The sequence below is a fragment of the Burkholderia sp. SCN-KJ genome (genome assembly GCF_024656005.1).
Taxonomy (GTDB): Bacteria; Pseudomonadota; Gammaproteobacteria; order Burkholderiales; family Burkholderiaceae; genus Burkholderia.
In genome coordinates, this window is the sequence record NZ_JANKOG010000027.1 from 63098 (window position 1) to 86206 (window position 23109).

The following is a 23109-nucleotide window of genomic DNA, read 5'->3' on the forward strand; positions in this document are numbered from 1 at the left end:
AAGGTCGGCCGGGCGGCGATTTCCCGCATGCTAGAATGATTTCTTCATGCCGCCGCGAACCCACAACAAAGTCACATGAAAGCTGGAAGCAAGGCCGCCACGTCCGAAAGCCGCGCGCTTGCGACCGATGCGCGGCGCAAATACGATCCCGAGCAAACCAAGCGCAACATCCTCGACGTCGCCACGCAGGAGTTTTCCGCGATGGGCCTCGCCGGCGCGCGCGTCGACGCGATCGCCGAGCGTACCAACACGACGAAGCGGATGCTCTACTACTACTTCGAAAGCAAGGAAGGCCTGTACGAGGCCGTGCTGGAAAAGGTGTACGGCGACATCCGCGCGCTCGAGCAGGAACTGCACGTCGGCGACATGGAGCCGCGCGAAGGCATGCGCCGGCTCGTCGAATTCACGTTCGACTATCACGACAAGCATCGCGACTTCGTCCGCCTCGTGTCGATCGAGAACATCCACGGCGCGAAGTATCTCGAACAGCTGAAGTCGTTCAAGAACCGCAACGTCAGCATCATCAAGACGCTCGAGGAACTGCTCGAGCGCGGCGCGGCGAGCGGCGCGTTCCGCAAGGACATCGACGCGTTCGACCTGCATCTGCTGATCAGCTCGTTCTGCTTCCACCGCGTGTCGAACCGCTATACGTTCGGTGCCGCGTTCGGCCGCGATCCGTCGGCGCCGCGGCTGCGCGCGCGGCATCGCGAGACGATCGCCGACTCCGTGCTGCGCTACGTCGCCGCGTAAGCGCATCGCGCGGTTTCATCCGAAGGCCGGCGGCGAGCGCTGAACCCGCCGCCCGGCCCTTCCCGACTGGCACTACGACGCGTGCAACCGGCATGAGCCGGATTCATGCGGCGGGTCCCTTCAAGCCGCTCGCGCCGCTCAGGCCGCCTCAGGCCGAACGTCCGCCTCGTGCCAGTCCGTCGGCGCCGACGCCAATGCGATCCGCGCCTTCTCTTCCGGGCTGCCCGCCACGTAATACTTCCTCGCCCAGCTCGAATCCGGTGCGAGCGCGAGGTGCCGATGCGCACCGGCGCCCTGCCGTTGCGACTCGATCGACAGCGCCCGTGCGCGGTAGTGCTCGTAGAGCCGCAGGAATTCCGCGAGATAGATCGCCGCGATCCGCGCGTCGCGAATCTCCAGCAGGTTCTCGTCGTTGTACTGCTCGGAATTGCGGCTCATGTTCGCCGAGCCCGTGTAGACGATCGGGTTCGCGCCCTCCGCATCGATCACGATGAACTTGTGGTGGATCACGACCGGCGGATAGGCCGGCGCCGGCTCGCCCGGAAAGAGGCGCAGTTCCGGCTCGAAACCCTGCGGCACCGTCGCCGGTGAAAAATACGCGGCATCGATCACGTCGCGATGATCGCGCCGGCGATGGTAAAGCTCGAGGTTCGCGAGCGTCGCCGCATCGAGCGGCCGGCCGTCGTGCTGCGCGACATCGGCCTGCGTCGCGCTGCCGGCGTTGATGCGGTTCACCAGGCCGAACATCATCAGGCCGCGGTCGCCGGCGGCAAAGCATGCGTCGCGCAGCGCCGCGTCGGTCGGCATGAACAGGCAGAACGACACCGAATGCTGCGCGGCCGCGATCGCGGCGACGATCGTATCGATCTCGGTGCGCTGCCCCGCCGGCTCCGGCGAAAACGCGACGCGCACCTGCGCGCTGCCGATCGTCAGCGGCTCGGACCAGCCCGGCGACAACTTCGCCGTCTCCGCGATCGGCGGATTCGCGGCCAGCGCCTGCGCACGCGCGTTGTACAGCGCGGCGAGCGCCGGCGAATCGAGTGCGTGCAGCACGTTCGCCTGCTCCGTCAGCCCTTCGGTCGTGAAGTTCGCGGAACCGGTCAGCACGCGCGCGGGCGTCGGCGCAGTCGTCCCGTTCGCCGGTGCGTCGGTCACGATGAACTTGTCGTGCATGATGTGCGTCCTGTCGCGCGGCGCGCGCGTCGCGAGGCCCTGAAGCGCGTCGACGGCCGGCTGGTTCGGCGACGGCAGCGGCGGCTTGCCCTTGCGTGCGCTCACGTGCGCGTCGTAGACGATCGCGAGCGACGCTTCGCCGTGCCGCCGTCCGAACGCCTCGAATGCGGGCAACGCCCACAGCGTGTCCGTCAGATGATAGACGGCCGAGACCGCGCGCGAAGCCGGGTCGAGCATCTCCGCGAACACCTGTTCCATGTCGTTCGCGAGCCACGTGCGCAGCTTCAACGCCTGGTCCGCGCTCGGCGCCGCATTCGGCGCGAGACCCAGCGCCGCGACCTGCTTCGCGAACGCCTGCGAGCTGACCACCGCGCGATTGAACCACGTGCCGACGCCGTCCACGATGTGCGCGGGCAGCACGACATCGCACACGCCGGCCTGCGCATCGAGCACCTTCAGGTTCTCCGGCGTGCCGACGACCGGATAGACGTCATAGCGGAACGACGCATCGCGATCCTGCGGATCGATGCGCGCGTCCCACCACATGAATTTCTGGATCGGTGCCTGGTCGGTCGGCGCGTCGCCCTGCGTGCCGGCGGCCGGGCCGTCGAACGTGAGCCGGTTCGGCAGCCAGCTGTTCGGCGCGCGCGTCTTGCCGTCGGCCGACCAGAAGCCCGGCGTGCGCCGGATCGCGAAGCCGAGGAAGTCGGTGCGCGATGCTGCGTCGGGCCAGTCGAAAGCGAGGAGAACCAGGGTCGGGGAAAGATAGCTGCGTACGCTGACGGTCATTCTTTGCTCCTGCCGCGGCGGCCGGTCGAAAGGAATGAGTCAGTGTCGAACGCGCATCTTCCCGTGCGATGACCGTTCGATGAACCTTGTATGTCGGCGCCGCGTCAGTCGCACACGAGCAGCTCGATGCCGCGCGCGGTCAGCGCGCGGCGCACGGCCTTGTCCGGCGTGCGTTCGGTGACGAGATAGCGCGCGGCCGAGGCGCCGTTGATCCGCACCGGCGTCACGCGGCCGAACTTCGAATGGTCGGCGACGATGATCGCGGTGCCGGCCGCCGCGATCATCCGGCTGCGCACTTCCGCGGCGAGCCTCGAGTAGTCGGTGCAGTCGCCGTCGGCCGTGATGCCGCCCGCGCCGACGAACGCGAAATCGACGTGGTACTGCGCGAGCTGCTGGATCGTATCGAGCCCGAATGTCGCGTCCTCGTCGTCGGACAGTTCGCCGCCGAGCAGCGTCACGCGATTGCCGTTGCGCCGCGCGAGCACGAACGCGGTGCGCCAGTCGTTCGTGTAGATCGACAGCCGGTGCCGGTCGGCCAGCGCGAGCGCGACCGCATGCGGCGTGCTGCCCGAGTCGATCAGCACCGAGGCGTCGTCGGGCACGAATTCGGCCGCGCGTCGCCCGATCGTGCGCTTCGCTTCGGCATTCGCCGCTTCACGCTCGGACAGGCTCGGCTCGCGGCGATCCGCCGCCAGCGCGCCGCCGTGCGTCATCACGAGCAGGCCGCGCGCCGCGAGCGCGTTCAGGTCGCGCCGTACCGTCTCGCGCGACACGTCGAGCGAGCGCACGAGCTCGGCGACCGACAGCGCGCCCGATCGTCCGAGCTCCGACAGAATGTATTGATGACGTTGTTCCGCCAGCATCGCAATGCGCCCGAGGCGACTGGTAATGGGTAGGCCGACCATTGTATTACGGCCGTTTGACCGCCATTTGACGGCGGCGCGTCCGGCCGCGGCCACGTTTCACGAAAGCGAAATTCTGTATTGCCCGATGCGCGCGAATCGGCGTGGCAGGCGGTTGCTACACTCTGCGTTTCGCCGAACGACAGACCATCAAGGGGCTTGCGTCATGTACCGCAAAGGCAGTGTGCTCGAAATCCAGTTTTCGCCGGAACGGCTCAACGACGGGGCCGGCGATCCGTACTGGATCGACCTGACGCTCGACGAGGCCCGCCGGCTGTACGAACAACTCGCCGCACGCTTCGCGACCGATGCGCGCGCGAACCAGCCGCTCGACACGTTCTCGCTCGACTGATCCCCGTTCCTCTGCGCGCGCCACGGCGCGCTTTCATGCCGCGGCGCCTTCGTCCGGACGGCCGCTAGCCGGACGGCCGGCGTGCTGCCGCGCTCGGGGCGGATCACGCCCGCGGCCGACGTGCCGCGCACCGCTGCTGCGTGCGTTCCGCACGCGCCACGCGCGAATGCAGAATCCGACAAGACGGCCGCCCCGCTTCGCCCGATACTGGCCGGCTCACGATTCGTCCGGCCGTATCGCGGCCCGCCACGCATGTTTACCTCGCTCGTCGCCGCGGCTTTCGTCGCGCTGTGGTCCACCGGCTTCATCGTCGCCCGGGCAATCAAGCCCTACGCCGATCCGAACCTGTTCCTGCTCGCGCGTTTCGCGGGCACGGCCGTGCTGTTCGGCGCGGTGGCGCTCGCCGCGCGCGCGCCGTGGCCGGCGCGCCGCGAATGGCCGCGCCACCTGATCGCGGGCGCGCTGCTGCAGGGCGTCTATCTCGGCGCCAGCTACTGGGCCGTCGCGCAAGGGCTGAACGCCGGCGTGATGGCGCTGCTCGGCGCACTGCAGCCGCTCGCCACCGCCGTGCTCGCGGTGCCGCTGTTCAACGAGCGGCTGCCCGCGCGCGGCTGGCTCGGGATGGCGCTCGGGCTCGCCGGCGTCGCGCTCGTCCTCGCACCGAAGGTCGCGGGCGGCGTCGCGCCGCCGGCAGGCGCCGCGCCCGCGTGGTTCGTCGTGGCCGTGTCGATCCTGTCGGTCGGCTCGATCACCGCGGGCTCGCTGTACCAGAAGGGCAAGCTCGCGCAGAACGACCTGCGTACGGCCGTCGCCGTGCAGAACCTCGGCGCGGCAATCGTCGCGGCCGTCTTCGTCGTGCTGCTGCACGAAACGCGCTGGATCGGCGCACCGGCGCTGTGGATCTCGCTCGTGTGGGGCGTCGTGTTCCTGTCCGGCGGCGCGGTCACGATGCTGATGTGGATGCTGCGGCGGGGCAACGCCGCGCGCGCGACGTCGTTGCTGTTCCTCGCGCCGCCGCTCACCGCGCTGCAGGGCTACCTGCTGTTCGGCGAAACGCTCGCGACCGTCCAGCTCGCCGGCTTCGCGCTCGCGCTGGCGGGCGTCGTGCTCGCGCGGCGCTGACGCGGGCGAGCGCGCGGGTTCGTCACCGCGCCTCGCCATGCGCGGCGTCGCGCCGCCGGGTGCCGCGCCCCGTGGTTCGTCGTCGCGCACCCCGCCATGCCTCGAAACGAAGCATCCGCGCGCACGCCGGGGGACGCCGCTCCGCGCGCCGCACCATGACGATGCATCGCGTCTCGCCGATGCAACGCGCGGCCGCCGGATCGCATGCCCGGCGCGGCGCCGGGCCGCGATTGCGCTTATGATGGGCGCCTTGCATTTCGTTCCGGAACCACCTTCATGACATCCGCCGATTACGCCAGCCGCCAACGCGCGATCATTGCCGAACTGAACGTCGCCCCGCACTTCGACGCCGACGCCGAAATCGCCCGCCGCGTCGATTTCCTCGCGCAGTACCTTCGTTCGACCGGCCTGCGGACCTACGTGCTCGGCATCAGCGGCGGCGTCGATTCGTCGACGGCCGGCCGGCTCGCGCAGCTGGCGGTCGAACAGCTGCGCGCCGGCGGCTACGACGCCCGCTTCATCGCGATGCGCTTGCCGAACGGCGTGCAGAACGACGAAGCCGATGCGCAACGCGCGCTCGCGTTCGTGCGCGCGGACGAAACGTTCACGGTCGACGTCAAGCCCGCCGCCGACGCGATGCTCGCATCGCTCGTCGCGTCCGGCCACGCATTCGAAAACCCGGCCCAGCAGGACTTCGTGCACGGCAACATCAAGGCGCGCGAGCGCATGATCGCGCAGTACGCGGTGGCCGGCGCGCGGCGCGGCATCGTGATCGGCACCGACCACGCGGCCGAATCGCTGATGGGCTTTTTCACGAAATTCGGCGACGGCGGCGCGGACGTGCTGCCGCTCGCCGGCCTGAGCAAGCGCCGCGTGCGTGCGGTCGCCCGCGCGCTCGGCGGCGATGAACTGATCGTGATGAAGGTGCCGACGGCCGACCTCGAGGAACTCCGTCCGCTGCGCCCCGACGAGCACGCCTACGGCGTCACCTACGACGAAATCGACGATTTCCTCGAAGGCAAACCCGTCGCCGACAACGTGTACGAAACGGTGCTGCGCTTCTACGACGGTTCGCGCCACAAGCGCGCGCTGCCGTACACGCCGTTCGACTGGTCGGCCGCGTAAGCCGGCTCGTTCAGCCGCAACACCGCGCCGCGCGAACCCTGACGGTTACGCGCGGCGCCTGCGCGACGGGCAGCGCTACGCGTGCCCGCCCGCCTTCTTCGCCTGCAGCGCGCGAATCCGCAGCCGCGCGCCCGTATCGCTGACGGTCGCGTCGTACATCGTCGCGAGATCGCGCTTGAGCGCGGTGCGCGAACCGCCGTCGAGATACACCATGTGCCCGGACGGATAGAAACGCGCGGACAGGTTCCGCCGCACCTTCTGATCCTCGAGCGGCATCTGCTGCAGGTCGATCACGGTCTGGTAGAACGGCGTGACGAAATCGTAGAGGCCGTTCGCCGACAGCACCTTCAGGTCGACGTTCAGCGCCATCACCGCGGCGAGATCGCCCGCCGTGTAGAGGATCAGGTTCCCCTGCGCATCGATGCCCTGCTGCGCGCCGGTCGGGTCGATGTGGCTGAAGTCCCAGTTCCGGAACGCCTGGTCGTTCAGGTCCGTGAACGCGGAATTCGACGTGAACTTCAGCTGCTCGTTCAGGTAGCTGTTCCACATCGCCGTGTAGACGCCCGTCACGGCCGTCATCGTCGGATCGTTGCCGCCCGAGTTCGGATCGATCTTGCCGGCGATGCCCGACGAGATCCCGGTCACGCGGCCGTCGTACGACCCGAGCGCGAGCCCCTGCGCGTGCAGCAGCGTCGTCAGGAACAGCGAATTGCCGCGCGTGTCGTAGCCCGCGATGTCGAGGCTCCACGACTGCAGCGTCGCGGTATCGATACCCGTGTATTGCGACAGCTTCTGCACGGCGGCCGGGTCCGCATGCGGAACCGTGCGCAGCGCCTTCAGGTAGTCGGTACGCGCGAATTGCGCGACTTCCTCGACGAACGGGCCGAGATCGGTCGGCGCGGGCGTGACGCCGAGCTTCTTGTGATACCACGCGTCGGCCGCCGCGGTCGGCAGCGCGCCGACCGGGTTGCCGGCCTGCCGGTAGTCGAGGATCGACGACTGCAGCGTGACGCCGTTCAGGTCGACGCCGTCCTCGTGCAGCTTGTACGCGAGCACGCAGCTGCGCGCGGTGCCGTACGACTCGCCGAACAGGTACTTCGGCGAATTCCAGCGGTTGTTCTTCGTCAGGTAGCGCTTGATGAACTGCTTCAGCGAATCCGCATCCTGGTCAACGCCCCAGAAATCGCGGTTCTTGTTCGGCGCGACGGCCGCCGAATAACCGGTGCCGACCGGGTTGATGAACACCAGGTCGCTGTGGTCGATCATGCTGTCCGGATTGTCTTCCATCTGATACGGCGCGGGCGGCGTGAACCCCGGCATCGACGTCCTGATGCGCTTCGGCGCGAACGAGCCGAGCAGCACGAACACCGACGACGATCCGGGCCCGCCGTTGTAGAAGAACGTGACGGGCCGCGTTTCCTCCTTCGCGCCGTCGGCCGTGAACGCGACGTAGAAGAGCTTCGCGGCCGGCAGCGAGCTGCTCGGGTCGACCGTCACGAGGTGGCCGGCCGTCGCCGTGTACGCGATGCGCTTGCCGTCGATCAGGATCGTGTGATGCGTGATCGCGGCCGCTTCGGTCGTGTCGGTCACCGAGTCGTCGGGACCGTTGCCGTACGCGACCGGATCGAAGAACGGCTGGTCGCGGCCGTGGCTCAGCGCGACCGGACTGATGGTCGGCGGCACGCCATGCGAATTGTGGTCGCCGTGATGCAGCGGATACACGCCGCCGGAAGATGCGGAATCGATGCCCATCGTGCTGCTCCTGGAGGTGAAAAAAGACGCGGGCAGGAAACCCGCGTCGCAGGGAAAGGCCGGTGCCGGCGCGTCAGCTCGACGGCTTGCGCGCGAGGATCGCCGCGAGTTTCGCGCCGTCGGGGCTGCCGAGGCCCGTGCACGCATCCCAGCCGGACGCGGCGGCATACGTGCCGTTCGAGCCTTTCGTGATGTCGCGCAACGCGCCGGGATTCTTGTACAGCGCCGGGTTGATCCAGCCGGCCGATGCACTCGCCGCCGCACCGGCCGCCGCACTCGCCGCCGCATTGATCCGTGCGATCAGCGCGGCCCACAACGGCGCGACCGCGCTCGTGCCGCCCATCACCGCGACCGTGCCGGCGACCGACACCTCGTAGCCCGTCTGCGGCGATGCATCGGCGGCGACGTCCGGAACGCCGCGCTTCGCGAGCGGCGTGGTGCTGCCGTCGGCGAGCGTGACGGTCAATCCCTGCTGCCACGCCGGCAGGTCGAACAGCGTGCTGACACCGCCGCCGCCCGCGCCGCCGCCGGCCGCCTCGTCGTTCCACGCGACTTCGCTGCGAATGCCCTGCCCCGGCAGCGCATCGAGCTGCGTGCCGCCGCAGCCGAGCACGTACGGACTCGACGCCGGGAAGTCGACATGATCCGTGCCGTCCTGCAGCCCGTCGCCCGAGCCGCTGTCGCCCGACGCCGCGCACACCGTGATGCCCTGCGCGGCGGCCGCCTGCAGCACGCGATTGAACGCATGCGCCGACTGCGCCTGCCAGATCGCTTCCGGCCCGCCCCAGCTGATCGAGATCACCGACGGCCGGTTGGTCTTGTCGGTGACGGCCGCGTTGACGGCCTGGACGAAGCCCGCGTCGCTGTTCGGCGCGAAATAGACGGCGAGCTTCGCGGCGGGCGCGATCGCACCGGCGATCTCGATGTCGAGCGCGACTTCGCCGTCCGGGCCGTTCGCCTCGCCGGTCGGCGCATTGCGGCCGGTGCCGACGTTCACGTCGACGAGCGTCGGCGGCGTCTTGATGCCGAGCCCGTGGAAATACTGCTGGATATCGGCCGCGCGATAGCCGCCGCCGAGTTCGACGATCGCGATGCATTGTCCGGCACCGTCGCCGGCCGGAAAGCCGTACAGCGACGCAAGCTGGATCGGCGTGAACGTGACGGCGGGGGCGCCGCGCGCGGGCTGGAACGGCGGACGCAGCCGGAAGTGCGGCCGCGCCTGCGGACGGCTGTCGAGGCCGAGCACGGCCGTGACGGCATCGCCGAGCTCGTCCGGCAGCGCGATCGGGCCCGAGCGGCCGCGGTACTGGCCGATCGAACGATGCTCGAAACGCTCGAGCTTCACGCTGAATGCCGCTTCGAACTGCTGGATCGAGCCGGACAGCACGACGACGCTTTCGACCGGATCGACGCGATCGACCGTGAGCTGGTGACGGCGCGCGAAGTCCTCGGTCTTGCGAATGTCGTCGGGATTGGCGGAGAAACGCTGCGCGAACGCTTCGCGCGACAGCGGTTTCGCCTGTGCGTCGCCGGTGGCGAGCTGCTGGACCAACGTGTCGAGTTGCCCTTCTTCCTGCCGCCGCAACATGATCGTGACGTGGATACGTTCTGCCGGATCGCAGGGGCCGAGACACTTCGACTCGGCGACGATCCGGGGTTCACGGTCGGCGTGAAGATGCCTTGCCATGTTCAGGACCCTCCTTGGTACCGCGTTGCACGGAACAGCCAGGAAATCGGACATAGCCGGCGGAAGTCGGTTCCGTTCGGTCAGTCGGTTCGCGAAAGCGCGAAGTTAGAGGGAGTTTAGATCAGTCAGACGATTTACGCGCACGCCCTTCCGCCCCAAGGCATGCGCGCGAAGCCCGGCATGGCGCGCGGGCCAGCGTTCGGCAGCGCGTCGCGGCCGCGCGGCAAGTCGACCGCGCGGCCGTGATGCAATGCAGCAGCTCAATCCATCGACAGGCGCAACGCGAACCCGATCAGCGCCGCGGAAAACGTCCAGCGCTGGACCGTCTGCGCGAGCGGATGCGCGCGCATCCACGCCGCGATGCGCGACGCGCCGAACACGCATGCGAGGTCGAAACACACGCCGGCCGCGACGAGCAGCGCGCCGAGCTCGAACATCTGCCACACGACGGGCCCCGCCTCGGGGCGCACGAACTGCGGCAGCAGCACCGAGCAGAACAGCAGTGCCTTCGGATTCAGCAGGTTCGTCAGCAGTCCCTTGAAGAACGACTGCCGCAGTTCGCCCGGCGCCGCCGCATCGCCGTCGCCGAGCGCGAACACCGGCGAGCGGAACACCTGGATCGCGACGTAAGCGAGATAAAGCGCGCCGCCGTAGCGGATCACTTCGTACAGCCACGGGGCGCTGCGGATCAGCGCCGCGACGCCGCAGGCGGACAGCGTCACGTGCGCGGTGCGCGACAGCGACAGGCCGGCCGCCGCCGCCATGCCCGGACGCACGCCGCGGCCGATGCTGGTCTGCAGCACGAGCGCCATGTCGGGCCCGGGCACCGCGTAGATGGCCGCCAGCGCGGCGAGATAAATCAACAGCAAATGCGTGGAAATCATGGTCTGCCCCCGTTCTTCAATGACGATATGTTGCCGCTGAAGGGAGAGCGATTATTGGCCATCTTTGGCTCGGAATTGGCGCTCCATGGCGGAATCCGCCACAATCACGGAATCCAGACAAGGATTCCGCCAACATGACCGAACTCGACAAAACCGATCGCGCGATCCTCGCCGCGGTGCAGCGCGACGGCCGCCTGCCGATCGCGCGTCTCGCCGATTCCGTCGGCCTGTCCGAGACGCCGTGCGCACGGCGCCTGAAGCGTCTCGAAAGCGACGGCTACATCGAGCGCTACCGCGCGCAGCTGTCGCGCCAGGCGCTCGGCTTCGGCGTCGTCGCATTCGTGCTCGTGCGGTTCGCGACGCACGACCGCAAGGTCGCCGACCGGTTCGAACGGGAAGTGCTCGGCATCGAGCGGATCCTCGCTTGCCACAACGTCGCGGGCACGGCCGACTACCTGCTGCAGGTGGTCGCGCGCGATCTCGACGATTACGGTACGTTCCTGCGCGACTCGCTGCGGATGCTGCCGGGCGTCACGTCGATCGAATCGGCATTGTCGTTGCGGGAGGTGAAGCACGATGCGGGGTTGCCGGTGCCGTGATGCGGCAGTAACCCGCTCCGGCGTGACATTCGTTCACCTTGCCGGCGTCATCCGGCGTCGCACGCACTCACACCACGTCGGGCGTTTGATGCGCGCGCTCGAGATCCTCGAGAAACGCTTCGACGAGCGGATCGCCGCGCCCGTCGCGCGCCACGACCATGTGGAACGTGACGTCGTAGTGCAGCTGATCCGGATTGAGCGGCGCAAGCAGCCCCTGCGCGACATACGGCGCCGCAAAGTGCTGCGGCAGGTAGCCAAGATGATGGCCTGACAGGATCAGCAGCGCGACGGCCTCCATGTTGTCGGCGGTCGCCGTCACGCGATCGGGCGTCGTCGACATCTGCGCCTCCGGCAGCGGATACGAGCGCCACGCCCATTCGAATCCCGCGACGTCGGCCGGCGTCAGCGCGCCGGCGCGTTCGAACAGCGGATGGCCGCGCCCGCAGTACGCGACCTGCCGCTCGATGAACAGCGGCGTGTAGTGCAGCGACGGCACGCGGTGCCAGAAATAGCCGACCGCGATCTGGATCTCGTTGCTCAGCAGCTTTTCCTCGAGATCGCCCGGCGCGCGCACCGAGATCGAGAAGCGCACGGCCTCGTCGCGCGTGCGGAACGCGGCGATCGCCTCGGCGATCCGTGCGTTCTGGCTGACCGGCGTATGGCCGATCAGGCCGATGTGCAACGTGCCGACCAGCTGACGGTCCATGTGCCGCGCCGCGATCCCGAATTCGTCGAGCGCGGCGAGCAGCTTGCGGCTCATCGCGTGGAACCGCTCGCCTTTCGGCGTGAGCCGGAAGCCGCTGCGGCCGCGCTCGCAGAGCCGGTAGCCGAGCCGTGTCTCGAGCGACGACAGCTGCGCGCTGATCGTCGACTGGCCGACGTTAAGGATCGCCTGCGCGGCCGACACGCCGCCCGCGTCCGTGACCGCGAGAAACACGCGGATCAACCGCAGATCGAGGGTCGACAGATTCCCCAGCACGCTATTCCCCTTTTGTTCCCCTTCCATACATCGATGAAAATCGATGTTTACGTCGATATCTTCGCATTCTTCTTTCCGGCCGGACGCGTAAAACTATGTGCCAGGCCGCGTCGAATGATACGGCAACCCCACATCGGAAGAGACGAGCCCATGAACGACCACACCCATTTCCAGCCGCTCGGCGGCAATGAAATGCCGCGCAGCGGCGGCATCGCGACGATGATGCGCCTGCCGCACGTGGCGAGCGCAGCCGGCCTCGACGCCTGTTTCGTCGGCGTGCCGTTCGACCTCGGCACCTCCAACCGCACCGGCGCGCGTTTCGGCCCGCGCCAGATCCGCACGGAATCCGTGCTGCTGCGCCCGTACAACATGGCCACGCGCGCCGCGCCCTTCGATTCGCTGCAGGTTGCCGATATCGGCGACGTCGCGATCAACCCGTACAACCTGCACGATTCGATCGCGCGCATCGAGGCTGCGTACGACGCGATTCTCGAGCACGACTGCAAGCCGATCACGCTCGGCGGCGACCATACGATCGCGCTGCCGATCCTGCGCGCGATCCACCGCAAGCACGGCAAGGTTGCATTGATCCACGTCGATGCACACGCCGACGTGAACGACACGATGATGGGCGAAAAGATCGCGCACGGCACGCCGTTCCGCCGCGCGGTCGAGGAAGGCCTGCTGCACGGCGACAAGGTCACGCAGATCGGCCTGCGCGGCACCGGCTACGCCGCCGAGGATTTCGACTGGTGCCGCGAGCAGGGCTTCCGCGTGGTCCAGGCCGAGGAATGCTGGAACAAGTCGCTCGCGCCGCTGATGGAAGAAGTGCGCGCGCGCATCGGCGACACGCCCGTCTACATCAGCTTCGACATCGACGGCATCGACCCGGCCTACGCGCCGGGCACCGGCACGCCGGAAATCGCGGGCCTCACGGTGCCGCAGGCGCTCGAGATCATCCGCGGCGCGAAGGGGCTGAACATCGTCGGCTGCGATCTCGTCGAAGTGGCGCCGCCGTACGACCCGTTCGGCACCACGGCCCTGCTCGGCGCGAACCTCGCGTACGAGCTGCTGTGCGTGCTGCCCGGCGTCGCCTATCGCGACTGATCCCGGCACCCGACCTATTCCAAATCAGAGGATTCCAGAGGAGCACATAACAGATGGGGACATCCGTCAAGCAACCGAAGCGGGCGGCGCTCGCTTCGTTCGTCGGCACCACGATCGAGTGGTACGACTTCTATAGCTACGCGACCGCCGCCGCCATCGTGTTCGGGCCGCTGTTCTTCCCCGGTGAAAGCCGTTTCGTCAGCCTGCTCGCGTCGTTCGGCTCGTTCGCGGTCGGCTTCTTCGCGCGGCCGCTCGGCGGCGTGATGTTCGGCTATCTCGGCGACCGCTTCGGCCGCAAGCGCTCGCTGCTCGCGACGCTGATGCTGATGGCCGTGTCGACGGTCGCGATCGGCCTGCTGCCGACCCATGCGCAGGCCGGTGTGATCGCGCCGATCCTGCTGGTACTGATGCGCGTGCTGCAAGGCATCGCGGTCGGCGGCGAATGGGGCGGCGCGGTGCTGCTCGCCGGCGAGCATGCGCCCGAAGGCAAGCGCACGTTCTTCGCGTCGTTCGCGCAGCTCGGCAGCGCGAGCGGCCTGATCCTGTCGATGCTCGCGTTCGGCGCGATCAGCACGCTGTCGAAGGACGACATGATGAGCTGGGGCTGGCGCGTGCCGTTCCTCGCGAGCGCCGTGCTGCTGGCGGTCGGCTTCGTGATCCGCGCGAGCGTATCCGAGTCGCCCGAGTTCGAGGAAGTCAGGAAGAGCGGCAACATCGCGCAAAAGCCGCTGCGTGAAGCACTCAAGTACTGGCCGCTGCTGCTGCTCGCGATCGGCGCGAACGTGTACGGCATCGCCGGCGTGTATTTCAGCAACATCTTCATGATCAGCTACGCAACGCAGTTCCTGTCGCTCGACCGGTCGATGGTGCTGCATTGCATGACGATCGTCGCGGTGCTGCAGTTCGTCGTGCAGCTCGCCGCCGCGTTCCTCGCGCAGCGCTTCGGCACGACGCGCGTGCTGCTGATCACCGGCGCATGGGCCGCGATCGTGCCGTTCGTGATGCTGCCGCTCGTGCACCTGGGCACGCCGCTGTCGATCACGGTCGGCGTCGGCCTCGCGACGCTCGCGGAATCGGGCTACTACTCGGTGGTCGCCGGTTTCGTCAGCGGCATCTTCATCGCGCGCATCCGCTATACGGCGATCTCGATCGCGTACCAGGTGTGCGGCGCGCTCGCCGGCGGTCTCACGCCGCTCGTCGCCACGCTGATCGCGCAGAACACCGCGCCGCAATGGTGGCCGCTCGCGATCCAGTACACGAGCGCCGCCGTGCTGTCGTCGGTGTGCGTGTGGCTGATCTCGCGCCGCGTCAGCATCGACGATGCCGGCGCGCCCGGCAGGGCGGACGAAGCGCTGCCGCGCGGTGCGCGTACCGCGTAACCTCACGCAAACGGGCAGGCGACATCGGCTGCCCGTTTGCATCGGGCGTCGGGCGATACGCCGCTACCCCGCCTCGCCCCGAACATTCATTGCGACAAACGGCCCGCACATGCGAGCCGCTTGCTTGCCGCCCGATCGTCGATCGGGACGGCCGGCGCGCAGCGTTCGCGCGTCATTGCACCTGGCTGCGCAGCGTCTTCGCCGCAGCGACCATGTTCGTCAGCGCCGGAAGCACTTCCGCCCACTGACGCGTCTTCAACCCGCAGTCCGGGTTCACCCACAGGCGCTCCGCCGGAATCCGCTCCGCCGCCTTCTTCATCATGCCGACGATGTGATCCTGCGTCGGGATGTTCGGCGAATGGATGTCGTACACGCCCGGCCCGATCTCGTTCGGATACCTGAAGCTGTCGAACGCGTCGAGCAGTTCCATGTCCGAGCGCGACGTCTCGATCGTGATCACGTCCGCATCCATGTCGGCGATCGACGCGATGATGTCGTTGAACTCCGAATAGCACATGTGCGTATGAATCTGCGTATCGTCCCGCACACCGTTCGCGGCGATGCGGAACGACTCGACCGCCCACTTCAGGTACGCGCCCCATTGCGCGCGACGCAGCGGCAGCCCTTCGCGCAGCGCGGCCTCGTCGATCTGGATCACGCGCACGCCGGCCTGCTCGAGATCCAGCACTTCGTCGCGGATCGCGAGCGCGAGCTGATGGCACGACACCGAACGCGGCTGGTCGTCGCGCACGAACGACCAGTTCAGGATCGTCACCGGCCCGGTCAGCATGCCCTTCATCGGCTTGTTCGTCAGCGACTGCGCGTACGTGATCCATTCGACCGTCATCGCCTTCGGGCGGCTGATGTCGCCGAACAGGATCGGCGGCTTCACGCAGCGCGAACCGTACGACTGCACCCAGCCGAACTGGCTGAATGCGTAGCCGTCGAGCTGCTCGCCGAAGTATTCGACCATGTCGTTGCGTTCGGCTTCGCCGTGCACGAGCACGTCGAGTTCGAGCGATTCCTGTTCGCGCACGCTGCGCGCGATTTCCGCCTGCATCGCCGCGCGGTAGCCGGCTTCATCCAGCGCGCCGGCCTTGAACCGGCTGCGCGCCTGGCGGATCTCGGCAGTCTGCGGGAACGAGCCGATCGTCGTCGTCGGGAAGGCCGGCAGGTTCAGGCGCGCCGACTGCTTCGGCGCACGCTGCGGGTACGGGCTCGCACGGTTGCCGAGCTGCGCGTCGATGCGCGCGATCGCGGCCTTCACCGCCGGGTTGTTCACGCGCGGCGAGCGGCGGCGCGAGCCGATCGCTGCCGCGTTCGCGGCGAGCGCGTCGGCCACCTCGTCGCGGCCTTCGTTCAGCGCGGTCGCGAGCACCTTCAGTTCGTCGAGCTTCTGCAGCGCGAATGCGAGCCACGAGCGGATCTCCTCGTCGAGCGTCTGCTCGCTCGCGAGATCGACCGGCACGTGCAGCAGCGAGCACGACGGTGCGAGCCACAGGCGCTCGCCCAGTTGCTTCGCGAGTGGCTCGAGCCAGTCGAGTGCCGCGTTCAGGTCCGTCTTCCAGATGTTGCGTCCGTTGATCGCGCCGACCGACAGCACGCACCCGGCCGGCAGTTCGCGCACGAGTGCGTCGATTTCGTCGCGGGCGTTGATCGCGTCGACATGCAGGCCGTCGACCGGCAGCGAAGCCGCGAGCGCCAGGTTGTCCTGAAGCTGGCCGAAATACGTCGCGAGCAGCAGCTTGATGCGGCGCGTCTCGAGCGCGTCGTATGCCGTGCGCAGCGCCTGGCGCCATGCGGCGTCGAGCTCGGTCACGAGGATCGGCTCGTCGATCTGCACCCATTCGACGCCTTGCGCGGTCAGCGTGTCGAGCAGCGCGCCATATACCGGCAGCAGCTTCGGCAGCAGCGCGAGACGATCGGAATCGTCCTTCGCCTTGCCGAGCCACAAATACGTGACGGGGCCGAGGATCACCGGCTTCGCGGCGACGCCCTGCGCCTGCGCTTCCGCCAGTTGCTGGAGCAGGCGCGACGGATCGAGCGAGAAGTTCGTATCCGCATGGAATTCCGGGACGATGTAGTGATAGTTCGTGTCGAACCACTTCGTCATTTCACCGGCCGCGACTCCGCCGCAGCATGCCGCGTGTGCGTCCGCCGACTGCGCCGAGCGGCCGCGCGCGACGCGGAAATAGTTGTCGAGCGCATCGCCATGGAAGTCCTGCACGCGTTTCGGCAGGTTGCCGAGCGTGAAGCTCATGTCGAGCACGTGGTCGTAGAACGCGAAATCGCCGATCGGCACGAGATCGAGGTCGCGCTGGTCGTTCCAGTGGCGCCGGCGGAGTTCGGCGCCGAGTGCCTTCAGCGCGTCGCGCGACAACTCGCCCTTCCAGTAGCGTTCGAGACCGAACTTGAGTTCGCGCTTCGCGCCGATGCGCGGAAAACCGAGGTTGTGGGTCGTAACCATGAAGCTGCCGTCCTGAAGAAATAGTCGATCCGGCAGCCATCATAGGGATTTCATCCCATGAAATAAAATGGCATTATTTCATTCATCCATTAAATTTGTTCATATATCTGTCGGGCGAGCGATACCCATGCTGGAACGATTCCATCTCGTCGTGATCCGCGAAGTCGAGCGCCAGGGCTCGTTGACCGCGGCCGCCAACGCGCTGCATCTCACGCAATCGGCGCTCAGCCATACCGTCCGGAAAATCGAGCAGCAGCTCGGCACGCCGATCTGGGACCGGGAAGGACGCGGCCTGCGGCTCACGCAGGGCGGGCAGTATCTGCTGAAGCTGGCGAACCGGCTGCTGCCGCAGTTCGAGCTCGCCGAGGAGCGCATGAAGCAGTACGCGAAGGGCGAGCGCGGCACGCTGCGCATCGGGATGGAGTGCCATCCGTGCTATCAGTGGCTGCTGAAGGTCGTGTCGCCGTACCTGTCGCGCTGGCCGGACGTCGACGTCGACGTGAAGCAGCGCTTCCAGTTCGGCGGCATCGGTGCGCTGTTCGGCCATGACATCGACGTGCTCGTGACGCCCGACCCGCTGAACAAGCCGGGCCTGCGCTTCGATCCCGTGTTCGATTACGAACAGGTGCTGGTGGTCGCGGACGCGCACCGTTTCGCGAACGCCGACTACGTGACGCCCGAGCAGCTGACCGACGAGGTCCTGATCACCTACCCGGTCGAGACCGACCGGCTCGACATCTACAACCAGTTCCTGACGCCGGCCGGCATCGTGCCGCGGCGTCACAAGTCGATCGAGACGACCGACATCATGCTGCAGATGGTGGCGAGCGGGCGCGGCGTGGCCGCGCTGCCAAGATGGCTTGCAGATGAATACGCGGACCGGATGCCGGTCGTGCCGGTCAAGCTCGGCAAGAAAGGAATCGCGAAACAGATCTTCCTCGGCATCCGCGAGGCGGATGCGTCGATCGACTATCTGGCCGCATTCGTCGCGCTGGCGCGTGAATCGACATGGAGCGCGCCGCGCATGCTGCGCTAGCGGCGCTCGCGCCGTGCGCGCTTCCCGCGGCCCGCATGCCGGTGCGCGGGCCTGTTCACGAAATGGATGACGACGCGAGCCGACACGACATGTCGCAATTCGACGTCACGGCACCCTCCCCTTACACACCCGTAAGACGATGATTCGACGTCCCGACTGTCATCAAACTGACTGGTAGCGAAAGCTAGGATCGGACGCGGTTCCCTTACGAGATGCCGTCATGAATCAACCTGCTTCGTCCGCACCGAACAATTCGGGTTCCGTCGAACGCACCAGGCAGGTCGGCTATGCCGTCTTTCTGCTGGTGCTCGCGCTCGGCGCCCTCTATATCGCCACGCACCTGATCGCCGACCTGTCGCCGGTCCGCGAAGGCTCGCTGTTTCCGTACCTGATGCTCGGCGCCGCGCTGCTGATCGCGCTCGGCTTCGAATTCGTCAACGGCTTCCACGACACTGCAAACGCGGTCGCCACCGTGATCTATACGCACTCGCTGACGCCGAACGTCGCGGTGATCTGGTCCGGCATGTGGAACTTCCTCGGCGTGATGGTCTCGAGCGGCGCCGTCGCGTTCGGCATCCTGCAGTTGCTGCCGGTCGAGCTGATCCTGCAGGTCGGCAGCGGCGCAGGCTTCGCGATGGTGTTCGCGCTGCTGATCGCCGCGATCGTGTGGAACCTCGCGACCTGGTATTTCGGCTTGCCGTCGTCGAGCTCGCATACGCTGATCGGGTCGATCATCGGCGTCGGTCTGATGAACCAGCTGATGCACGGGCCGTCGGGCACGAGCGGTGTCGACTGGGCCCAGGCGCTCGGCGTCGGCAAGTCGCTGCTGTTCTCGCCGATCGTCGGCTTCCTGTGCGCGGCACTGCTGCTGCTCGTGCTGAAGGCGCTCGTGCGGATTCCGGAGTTGTACAAGGAGCCGCCGAAGGATCAGCCGCCGCCGTTCTGGATTCGCTGCCTGCTGATCCTGACCTGCACGGGCGTGTCGTTCGCGCACGGGTCGAACGACGGGCAGAAAGGGATGGGCCTCATCATGCTGATCCTGATCGGCACGGTGCCGACCGCGTACGCGCTGAACAAGGCCGTCACGCCGGCCGAAACGCAGACCTTCGTCGCCGTCGCGAACCAGGCTGCCGCGACGTTCGGAAAGTACACGAACGGCGTCGCGCCGTCCGCGAACCCGCGTGCCGACGTCGAACACTACGTGCAGCATCGTGAACTGACGCCCGCCGTGCTGCCGGCCGTGCAGCAGCTGTCCGCGTCGCTCGCGAACGCGGTCGGCGCGTCGGGGTCGATGGCGGCGGTGCCGCAACGCGACGTCGATAACGTGCGCAACACGATGTATCTGGTGTCCGAAGCCATTCGCCTGATCGAGAAGTCGGGGCAGCCCGCACTCGCCGCCGACGACAAGCTCGCGATCGACAACTATCGCAAGCAACTCGACCACGCGACCAAGTTCATTCCGACCTGGGTGAAGGTGGCTGTCGCGATCGCACTGGGCCTCGGCACGATGGTCGGCTGGAAACGGATCGTCGTGACCGTCGGCGAGAAAATCGGCAAGCAGCATTTGACGTATGGGCAGGGCGCGTCGGCCGAACTCGTCGCGATGCTGACGATCGGCGCCGCCGACGTGTACGGGCTGCCCGTGTCGACGACGCACGTGCTGTCGTCGGGTGTCGCGGGCACGATGGCGGCGAACGGATCCGGGTTGCAGTGGAGCACGGTGCGCAGCCTCGTGCTCGCGTGGGTGCTGACGCTGCCCGCGTCGATCGCACTAGCTGGCGGGCTCTACTGGTTGTTCCGGTCGGTGGCTTGATCGGGGAAACGGCGGGTGGCCGGTGAAAACCGGTCGCCTGCCGTGGAAGGTTCCGCAGTCGCTTCTCTGCTTCTCCATCGCGGCATCCGATATGCCCGTGCCGCGTTCCCAACCTGTTCCTCCCCCTTCCGAATTGAAGCGCAAGATCTGGAGCGCGCCGGCACGCTGACGCCGCTAGACTGGGTTCATCAACTTTCATCGTGGCTTCAACCGTGCACGCGACGCTGGCGAGTATTTCGCGCGACCGTACGGCGCCACACTGCTGACGAACCGAGGGATGCCCGTGAATATTGCCGATCTGCAACCTGCCGTCGACTCGACGGACATCGCGCAACGCGTCGACGCAATCGACTGGTCGACCGTCGATGTCGAGCTCGATCGCTACGGATGTGCGCGGGTACCGGGCCTGATCTCCACAAGCGAGTGCGACGCGCTCGCCTCGCTCTATGCGCGGGATGCGCTCTACCGTTCACGCGTCGTGATGGCACGGCACGGGTTCGGGCGCGGCGAATACAAATACTTCGCGTACCCGCTGCCCGCGGTCGTTGCCGAACTGCGCGCGACGCTCTATCCGCATCTCGCGCCGATCGCGAATCGCTGGAACCACGCACTCGGGATCGACGTCCGCTATCCGAAAGAGCACCGGACCTTCCTCGATCGCTGCCACGCGGCGGGACAGACGCGCCCGACACCGCTGATCCTGCAATACGGGCCTGACGACTACAACTGTCTCCATCAAGACCTGTATGGCGAGCATGTCTTTCCGCTCCAGGTCGCGATCCTGTTGTCGGCACCTGGGCGGGATTTCACGGGCGGCGAGTTCGTGCTGACGGAACAGCGGCCACGCATGCAGTCACGCGCGGAAGTGGTGCCGCTCATGCAAGGCGACGCGGTGATCTTCGCCGTGCACGGCAGGCCCGTGCAGGGAACGCGCGGCGTCTACCGCGTCAACTTGCGCCATGGTGTGAGCAGAATTCGAAGCGGCCACCGCCACACGGTCGGCATCATCTTCCATGACGCACAGTGACGGCCCGCGGAACGAACATGACGCTGTCGCGCCATTCGGCCCGCGGACGGGGTCGTGCAACCGGCACCGCACGTCGGTGCTCGAGGCTCGTTGCACCCTGCCGTCGCCGTACGGTCCGCTCATCACCCGCGGTAACGGAAAACGGGTTGTGCCGCCCGTCGGATCATCGTCGCCTTGAACGATCGATGTTTCAGGTGAGCGACGAAAAGCCACCGCCCTCACCTGTCGCGACGCCAAGGCAACGCGAGATCCGGCCTACCCTCGGGCCACATTTGCCCGCAGGCGGTCGCCAGCATCGGAAGCCAGCCGCGCATAGCCCGGCAACGTCAGCAGCGCGAGCACGCCCGCCGCAACGAACGCCCAGCGAAAATCGTCGAGTACGTAGTGCACGCCGGCCGCGTCGCCACGTACCAACGCCGCGAGCCGCAGCGACAACGCACCGAATGCGATCCCCATCCCGATCGTCATCTGCTGCGCGGCGCTCCACAGCGTGCTGGCCGCGCTCGTCTGCCGGGCCGGTATATCCGCATACGCCAGCGTCGCGAGCGTCGTGAACTGCATCGACCGCGTGAGCCCGTAGACGAATACGACGAACAGCGTGATCGCCAGCGGCGTCGACGCGGTCAGCCAGCCGCACGCGATCGTGAAAATGCCGACAATTGTCACGTCGACGAGTGCAACGCGCCGGAAACCGAAGCGGTCGAGGATCCACGACGTTCCCGCCTTCATCCCGAGATTGCCGAGCGCGCTCGCGAGCAGCAGCAGGCCGGACTGGAACGGCGACAGCCCGAAGCCGATCTGGAACAGCAGCGGCAGCAGATAAGGCACGGCGTTGATCGCCATCCGCGTGATCGAGCCGGTGATCACCGTCACCGAGAACGTCGGCACCTTCAGCGTCGTGAAATCGAGCAGCGGGTGGGCGCAGCGTTGCGCGTGCATCCACGCGGCGATGCCGAACAGCACGCTCGCCCCCACCAGAATGCCCGCGCGCGCGAAGTCGACGTCCTGCTGGCCGGCCGCTTCGGTACCGATCAGCAGACAGGTCAACGCTCCGCCGGCCAGCACGAACCCGACCCAGTCAAGCGGCCGTTGCTCATCGGCCCGTGTGTTCCGGACGATCAGCCAGGTACAGACGAGCGCAGCGATGCCGAACGGGACATTCAACAGGAAGATCCATCGCCATGACGCGTAGGTCGTGATGAAGCCACCGATCGGCGGCCCGACGACCGGCGCGACGATGCCCGGCCACGTAATCGTCGCGATCGCACGCATCAGCCTGGCCTTCTCGGTGCTGCGCACGACGATCATCCGTCCGACCGGCACCATCATCGCCCCGCCGACACCCTGCAGCAGGCGCGCGGCCGTGAACGTCACCACGCCCTCGGACAGCCCGCACAGCACCGACGCACCGGTAAAGACGAAGATGGCCGTTGCGAACACCGTACGCGAGCCATAGCGATCCGCGATCCAGCCGCTGATCGGGATGAACACCGCGAGCGCCAGCATGTAGGCTGTCATCCCGAGGCTCAACGCGTTCGGCCCGACGCCGAACGAGCGCGCCATCTGCGGCAACGCGGTCGCGATCACGGTCGTGTCGAGATACTCCATGAAGAACGTTGCGGCGACGAGGTACGGCAAGAAGTCGGTCGTCCGACCACCTTGGGCAGGGCTGTCAGTCATGAACGGTACAGGAGACGCAATGCAAAGAATACCGAGTTCCCGGCAGGTGCAGACGACGCTGGGAATCGGGACGAGTGGCGATATTACCCTGAAGGATTGGTTGTCCGCTCTGTCGGGCACGTCGCGCGAATGGACTTTATGCGCATAGATTTTTATGACGATATCGTTCTTGCGTGCGCCGAATGGTGCGCACGATCAGGTCGACGCGACACATCGAGGGACGGGTGGATCAAGCGGGGGGATTTCGCCGCAAGGCGGCATTTATCGACAATTGTGAATCAACGTCACACATCGTCGTCGATTATGACGTCATCGCCGTGTGCCGCGACATGACCGCTGCTGACTGATGGCGGATTGGTGTGATCTGGAGAAGGATGTACCGCGTAGATCTCGGTGGGCAAAATGGTGGGGCGTTCGAGAACGATGGGTACATGGACTAACGCCATCGGCGCCCCAGCTCCAGCCACGTTGCACTTCGCCATTGCG

The 23109-nt window shown here is 67.1% G+C and carries 19 protein-coding genes; 10 read left to right on the forward strand and 9 right to left on the reverse strand.

Translation table 11 applies throughout. The features are described 5' to 3' along the window. The first annotated feature begins 75 nt into the window (after positions 1 to 75). Complete coding sequence (locus tag NQV17_RS31770) at positions 76 to 750, forward strand: TetR family transcriptional regulator (RefSeq protein WP_044848780.1); 675 nt, start codon at positions 76 to 78, stop codon at positions 748 to 750. Between the two features lie 138 nt (positions 751 to 888). On the opposite strand, the gene NQV17_RS31775 is transcribed toward NQV17_RS31770, so the two are convergent. Both NQV17_RS31775 and NQV17_RS31780 read right to left on the reverse strand, forming a co-directional pair. After that, positions 889 to 2712 (reverse strand): phospholipase D-like domain-containing protein, encoded by a 1824-nt coding sequence (locus NQV17_RS31775; protein ID WP_257775301.1) that lies wholly within the window; start codon positions 2710 to 2712, stop codon positions 889 to 891. 104 nt (positions 2713 to 2816) lie between these two features. Then, a complete protein-coding gene (locus NQV17_RS31780) occupies positions 2817 to 3575 on the reverse strand; it encodes a DeoR/GlpR family DNA-binding transcription regulator (RefSeq protein ID WP_044848782.1) in 759 nt (252 codons plus the stop codon). A 205-nt stretch (positions 3576 to 3780) separates the two neighbouring features. Here NQV17_RS31780 and NQV17_RS31785 point away from each other — a divergent pair, with 205 nt between their 5' ends. The 3 genes from NQV17_RS31785 to nadE all read left to right on the forward strand — a co-directional run bounded on the left by NQV17_RS31785 (position 3781) and on the right by nadE (position 6213). Next, complete coding sequence (locus NQV17_RS31785; protein ID WP_006752380.1) at positions 3781 to 3966, forward strand: hypothetical protein; 186 nt, start codon at positions 3781 to 3783, stop codon at positions 3964 to 3966. A gap of 252 nt (positions 3967 to 4218) precedes the next feature. Beyond that, the gene (locus NQV17_RS31790) at positions 4219 to 5088 is read left to right on the forward strand and encodes a DMT family transporter (RefSeq protein WP_257775302.1); all 870 of its coding nucleotides are present in this window, start codon (positions 4219 to 4221) and stop codon (positions 5086 to 5088) included. 276 nt (positions 5089 to 5364) lie between these two features. Then, positions 5365 to 6213 (forward strand): ammonia-dependent NAD(+) synthetase, encoded by an 849-nt coding sequence (nadE, locus tag NQV17_RS31795; RefSeq protein WP_257775303.1) that lies wholly within the window; start codon positions 5365 to 5367, stop codon positions 6211 to 6213. 75 nt (positions 6214 to 6288) lie between these two features. On the opposite strand, the gene NQV17_RS31800 is transcribed toward nadE, so the two are convergent. The 3 genes from NQV17_RS31800 to NQV17_RS31810 all read right to left on the reverse strand — a co-directional run bounded on the left by NQV17_RS31800 (position 6289) and on the right by NQV17_RS31810 (position 10536). Continuing rightward, complete coding sequence (locus NQV17_RS31800; protein WP_257775304.1) at positions 6289 to 7965, reverse strand: S10 family peptidase; 1677 nt, start codon at positions 7963 to 7965, stop codon at positions 6289 to 6291. A gap of 73 nt (positions 7966 to 8038) precedes the next feature. Continuing rightward, complete coding sequence (locus tag NQV17_RS31805) at positions 8039 to 9652, reverse strand: protease pro-enzyme activation domain-containing protein (RefSeq protein WP_257775305.1); 1614 nt, start codon at positions 9650 to 9652, stop codon at positions 8039 to 8041. Positions 9653 to 9912: 260 nt separating this feature from the next. Then, positions 9913 to 10536: a LysE family translocator gene (locus NQV17_RS31810; protein ID WP_044848787.1), complete on the reverse strand. Its 624-nt coding sequence runs from the start codon at positions 10534 to 10536 to the stop codon at positions 9913 to 9915. A gap of 134 nt (positions 10537 to 10670) precedes the next feature. Here NQV17_RS31810 and NQV17_RS31815 point away from each other — a divergent pair, with 134 nt between their 5' ends. Continuing rightward, positions 10671 to 11135 carry an Lrp/AsnC family transcriptional regulator gene (locus NQV17_RS31815; protein ID WP_060328960.1) on the forward strand — a complete coding sequence of 155 codons (465 nt, stop codon included), beginning with the start codon at positions 10671 to 10673 and terminating at the stop codon, positions 11133 to 11135. Between the two features lie 67 nt (positions 11136 to 11202). Here the strand turns inward: NQV17_RS31815 and NQV17_RS31820 are convergent, their stop codons facing one another. Next, a complete protein-coding gene (locus NQV17_RS31820) occupies positions 11203 to 12114 on the reverse strand; it encodes a LysR family transcriptional regulator (RefSeq protein ID WP_124488693.1) in 912 nt (303 codons plus the stop codon). 150 nt (positions 12115 to 12264) lie between these two features. On the opposite strand from NQV17_RS31820, the gene speB reads away from it, so the two are divergent. Together speB and NQV17_RS31830 are read left to right on the forward strand one after the other, a co-directional pair. Further along, positions 12265 to 13221 carry an agmatinase gene (gene speB, locus NQV17_RS31825; RefSeq protein ID WP_257775306.1) on the forward strand — a complete coding sequence of 319 codons (957 nt, stop codon included), beginning with the start codon at positions 12265 to 12267 and terminating at the stop codon, positions 13219 to 13221. A gap of 53 nt (positions 13222 to 13274) precedes the next feature. After that, the gene (locus tag NQV17_RS31830) at positions 13275 to 14600 is read left to right on the forward strand and encodes an MFS transporter (protein WP_044848791.1); all 1326 of its coding nucleotides are present in this window, start codon (positions 13275 to 13277) and stop codon (positions 14598 to 14600) included. A gap of 172 nt (positions 14601 to 14772) precedes the next feature. Here the strand turns inward: NQV17_RS31830 and metE are convergent, their stop codons facing one another. Then, entirely contained in the window at positions 14773 to 17067 is a 2295-nt protein-coding gene (gene metE / locus NQV17_RS31835; RefSeq protein ID WP_257775308.1) for a 5-methyltetrahydropteroyltriglutamate--homocysteine S-methyltransferase, read from the reverse strand. 127 nt (positions 17068 to 17194) lie between these two features. Between metE and NQV17_RS31840 the strand changes: the two genes are divergently transcribed. The 3 genes from NQV17_RS31840 to NQV17_RS31850 all read left to right on the forward strand — a co-directional run bounded on the left by NQV17_RS31840 (position 17195) and on the right by NQV17_RS31850 (position 20943). Next, on the forward strand, positions 17195 to 18103 hold the full coding sequence (locus tag NQV17_RS31840; protein ID WP_059532643.1) for a LysR family transcriptional regulator: 909 nt from the start codon (positions 17195 to 17197) through the stop codon (positions 18101 to 18103). A gap of 220 nt (positions 18104 to 18323) precedes the next feature. Beyond that, entirely contained in the window at positions 18324 to 19916 is a 1593-nt protein-coding gene (locus tag NQV17_RS31845) for an inorganic phosphate transporter (protein ID WP_257775309.1), read from the forward strand. A gap of 283 nt (positions 19917 to 20199) precedes the next feature. Next, a complete protein-coding gene (locus NQV17_RS31850; RefSeq protein WP_257775310.1) occupies positions 20200 to 20943 on the forward strand; it encodes a 2OG-Fe(II) oxygenase in 744 nt (247 codons plus the stop codon). A 255-nt stretch (positions 20944 to 21198) separates the two neighbouring features. On the opposite strand, the gene NQV17_RS31855 is transcribed toward NQV17_RS31850, so the two are convergent. Continuing rightward, the gene (locus NQV17_RS31855) at positions 21199 to 22623 is read right to left on the reverse strand and encodes a DHA2 family efflux MFS transporter permease subunit (RefSeq protein WP_257775311.1); all 1425 of its coding nucleotides are present in this window, start codon (positions 22621 to 22623) and stop codon (positions 21199 to 21201) included. A gap of 284 nt (positions 22624 to 22907) precedes the next feature. Then, a partial coding sequence (locus NQV17_RS31860; RefSeq protein WP_257775312.1) for a hypothetical protein occupies positions 22908 to 23109 on the reverse strand: 202 nt, incomplete at its 5' end.

What these genes read in the sequence shown, in the direction of transcription:
- NQV17_RS31770 (WP_044848780.1), top strand. Translation starts at nt 76, where the DNA reads ATGAAAGCTGGAAGCAAGGCCGCCACGTCCGAAAGCCGCGCGCTTGCG.
- NQV17_RS31775 (WP_257775301.1), bottom strand. Translation starts at nt 2,712, where the DNA reads ATGACCGTCAGCGTACGCAGCTATCTTTCCCCGACCCTGGTTCTCCTC.
- NQV17_RS31780 (WP_044848782.1), bottom strand. Translation starts at nt 3,575, where the DNA reads ATGCTGGCGGAACAACGTCATCAATACATTCTGTCGGAGCTCGGACGA.
- NQV17_RS31785 (WP_006752380.1), top strand. Translation starts at nt 3,781, where the DNA reads ATGTACCGCAAAGGCAGTGTGCTCGAAATCCAGTTTTCGCCGGAACGG.
- NQV17_RS31790 (WP_257775302.1), top strand. Translation starts at nt 4,219, where the DNA reads ATGTTTACCTCGCTCGTCGCCGCGGCTTTCGTCGCGCTGTGGTCCACC.
- nadE (WP_257775303.1), top strand. Translation starts at nt 5,365, where the DNA reads ATGACATCCGCCGATTACGCCAGCCGCCAACGCGCGATCATTGCCGAA.
- NQV17_RS31800 (WP_257775304.1), bottom strand. Translation starts at nt 7,965, where the DNA reads ATGGGCATCGATTCCGCATCTTCCGGCGGCGTGTATCCGCTGCATCAC.
- NQV17_RS31805 (WP_257775305.1), bottom strand. Translation starts at nt 9,652, where the DNA reads ATGGCAAGGCATCTTCACGCCGACCGTGAACCCCGGATCGTCGCCGAG.
- NQV17_RS31810 (WP_044848787.1), bottom strand. Translation starts at nt 10,536, where the DNA reads ATGATTTCCACGCATTTGCTGTTGATTTATCTCGCCGCGCTGGCGGCC.
- NQV17_RS31815 (WP_060328960.1), top strand. Translation starts at nt 10,671, where the DNA reads ATGACCGAACTCGACAAAACCGATCGCGCGATCCTCGCCGCGGTGCAG.
- speB (WP_257775306.1), top strand. Translation starts at nt 12,265, where the DNA reads ATGAACGACCACACCCATTTCCAGCCGCTCGGCGGCAATGAAATGCCG.
- NQV17_RS31830 (WP_044848791.1), top strand. Translation starts at nt 13,275, where the DNA reads ATGGGGACATCCGTCAAGCAACCGAAGCGGGCGGCGCTCGCTTCGTTC.
- metE (WP_257775308.1), bottom strand. Translation starts at nt 17,067, where the DNA reads ATGGTTACGACCCACAACCTCGGTTTTCCGCGCATCGGCGCGAAGCGC.
- NQV17_RS31840 (WP_059532643.1), top strand. Translation starts at nt 17,195, where the DNA reads ATGCTGGAACGATTCCATCTCGTCGTGATCCGCGAAGTCGAGCGCCAG.
- NQV17_RS31845 (WP_257775309.1), top strand. Translation starts at nt 18,324, where the DNA reads ATGAATCAACCTGCTTCGTCCGCACCGAACAATTCGGGTTCCGTCGAA.
- NQV17_RS31855 (WP_257775311.1), bottom strand. Translation starts at nt 22,623, where the DNA reads ATGACTGACAGCCCTGCCCAAGGTGGTCGGACGACCGACTTCTTGCCG.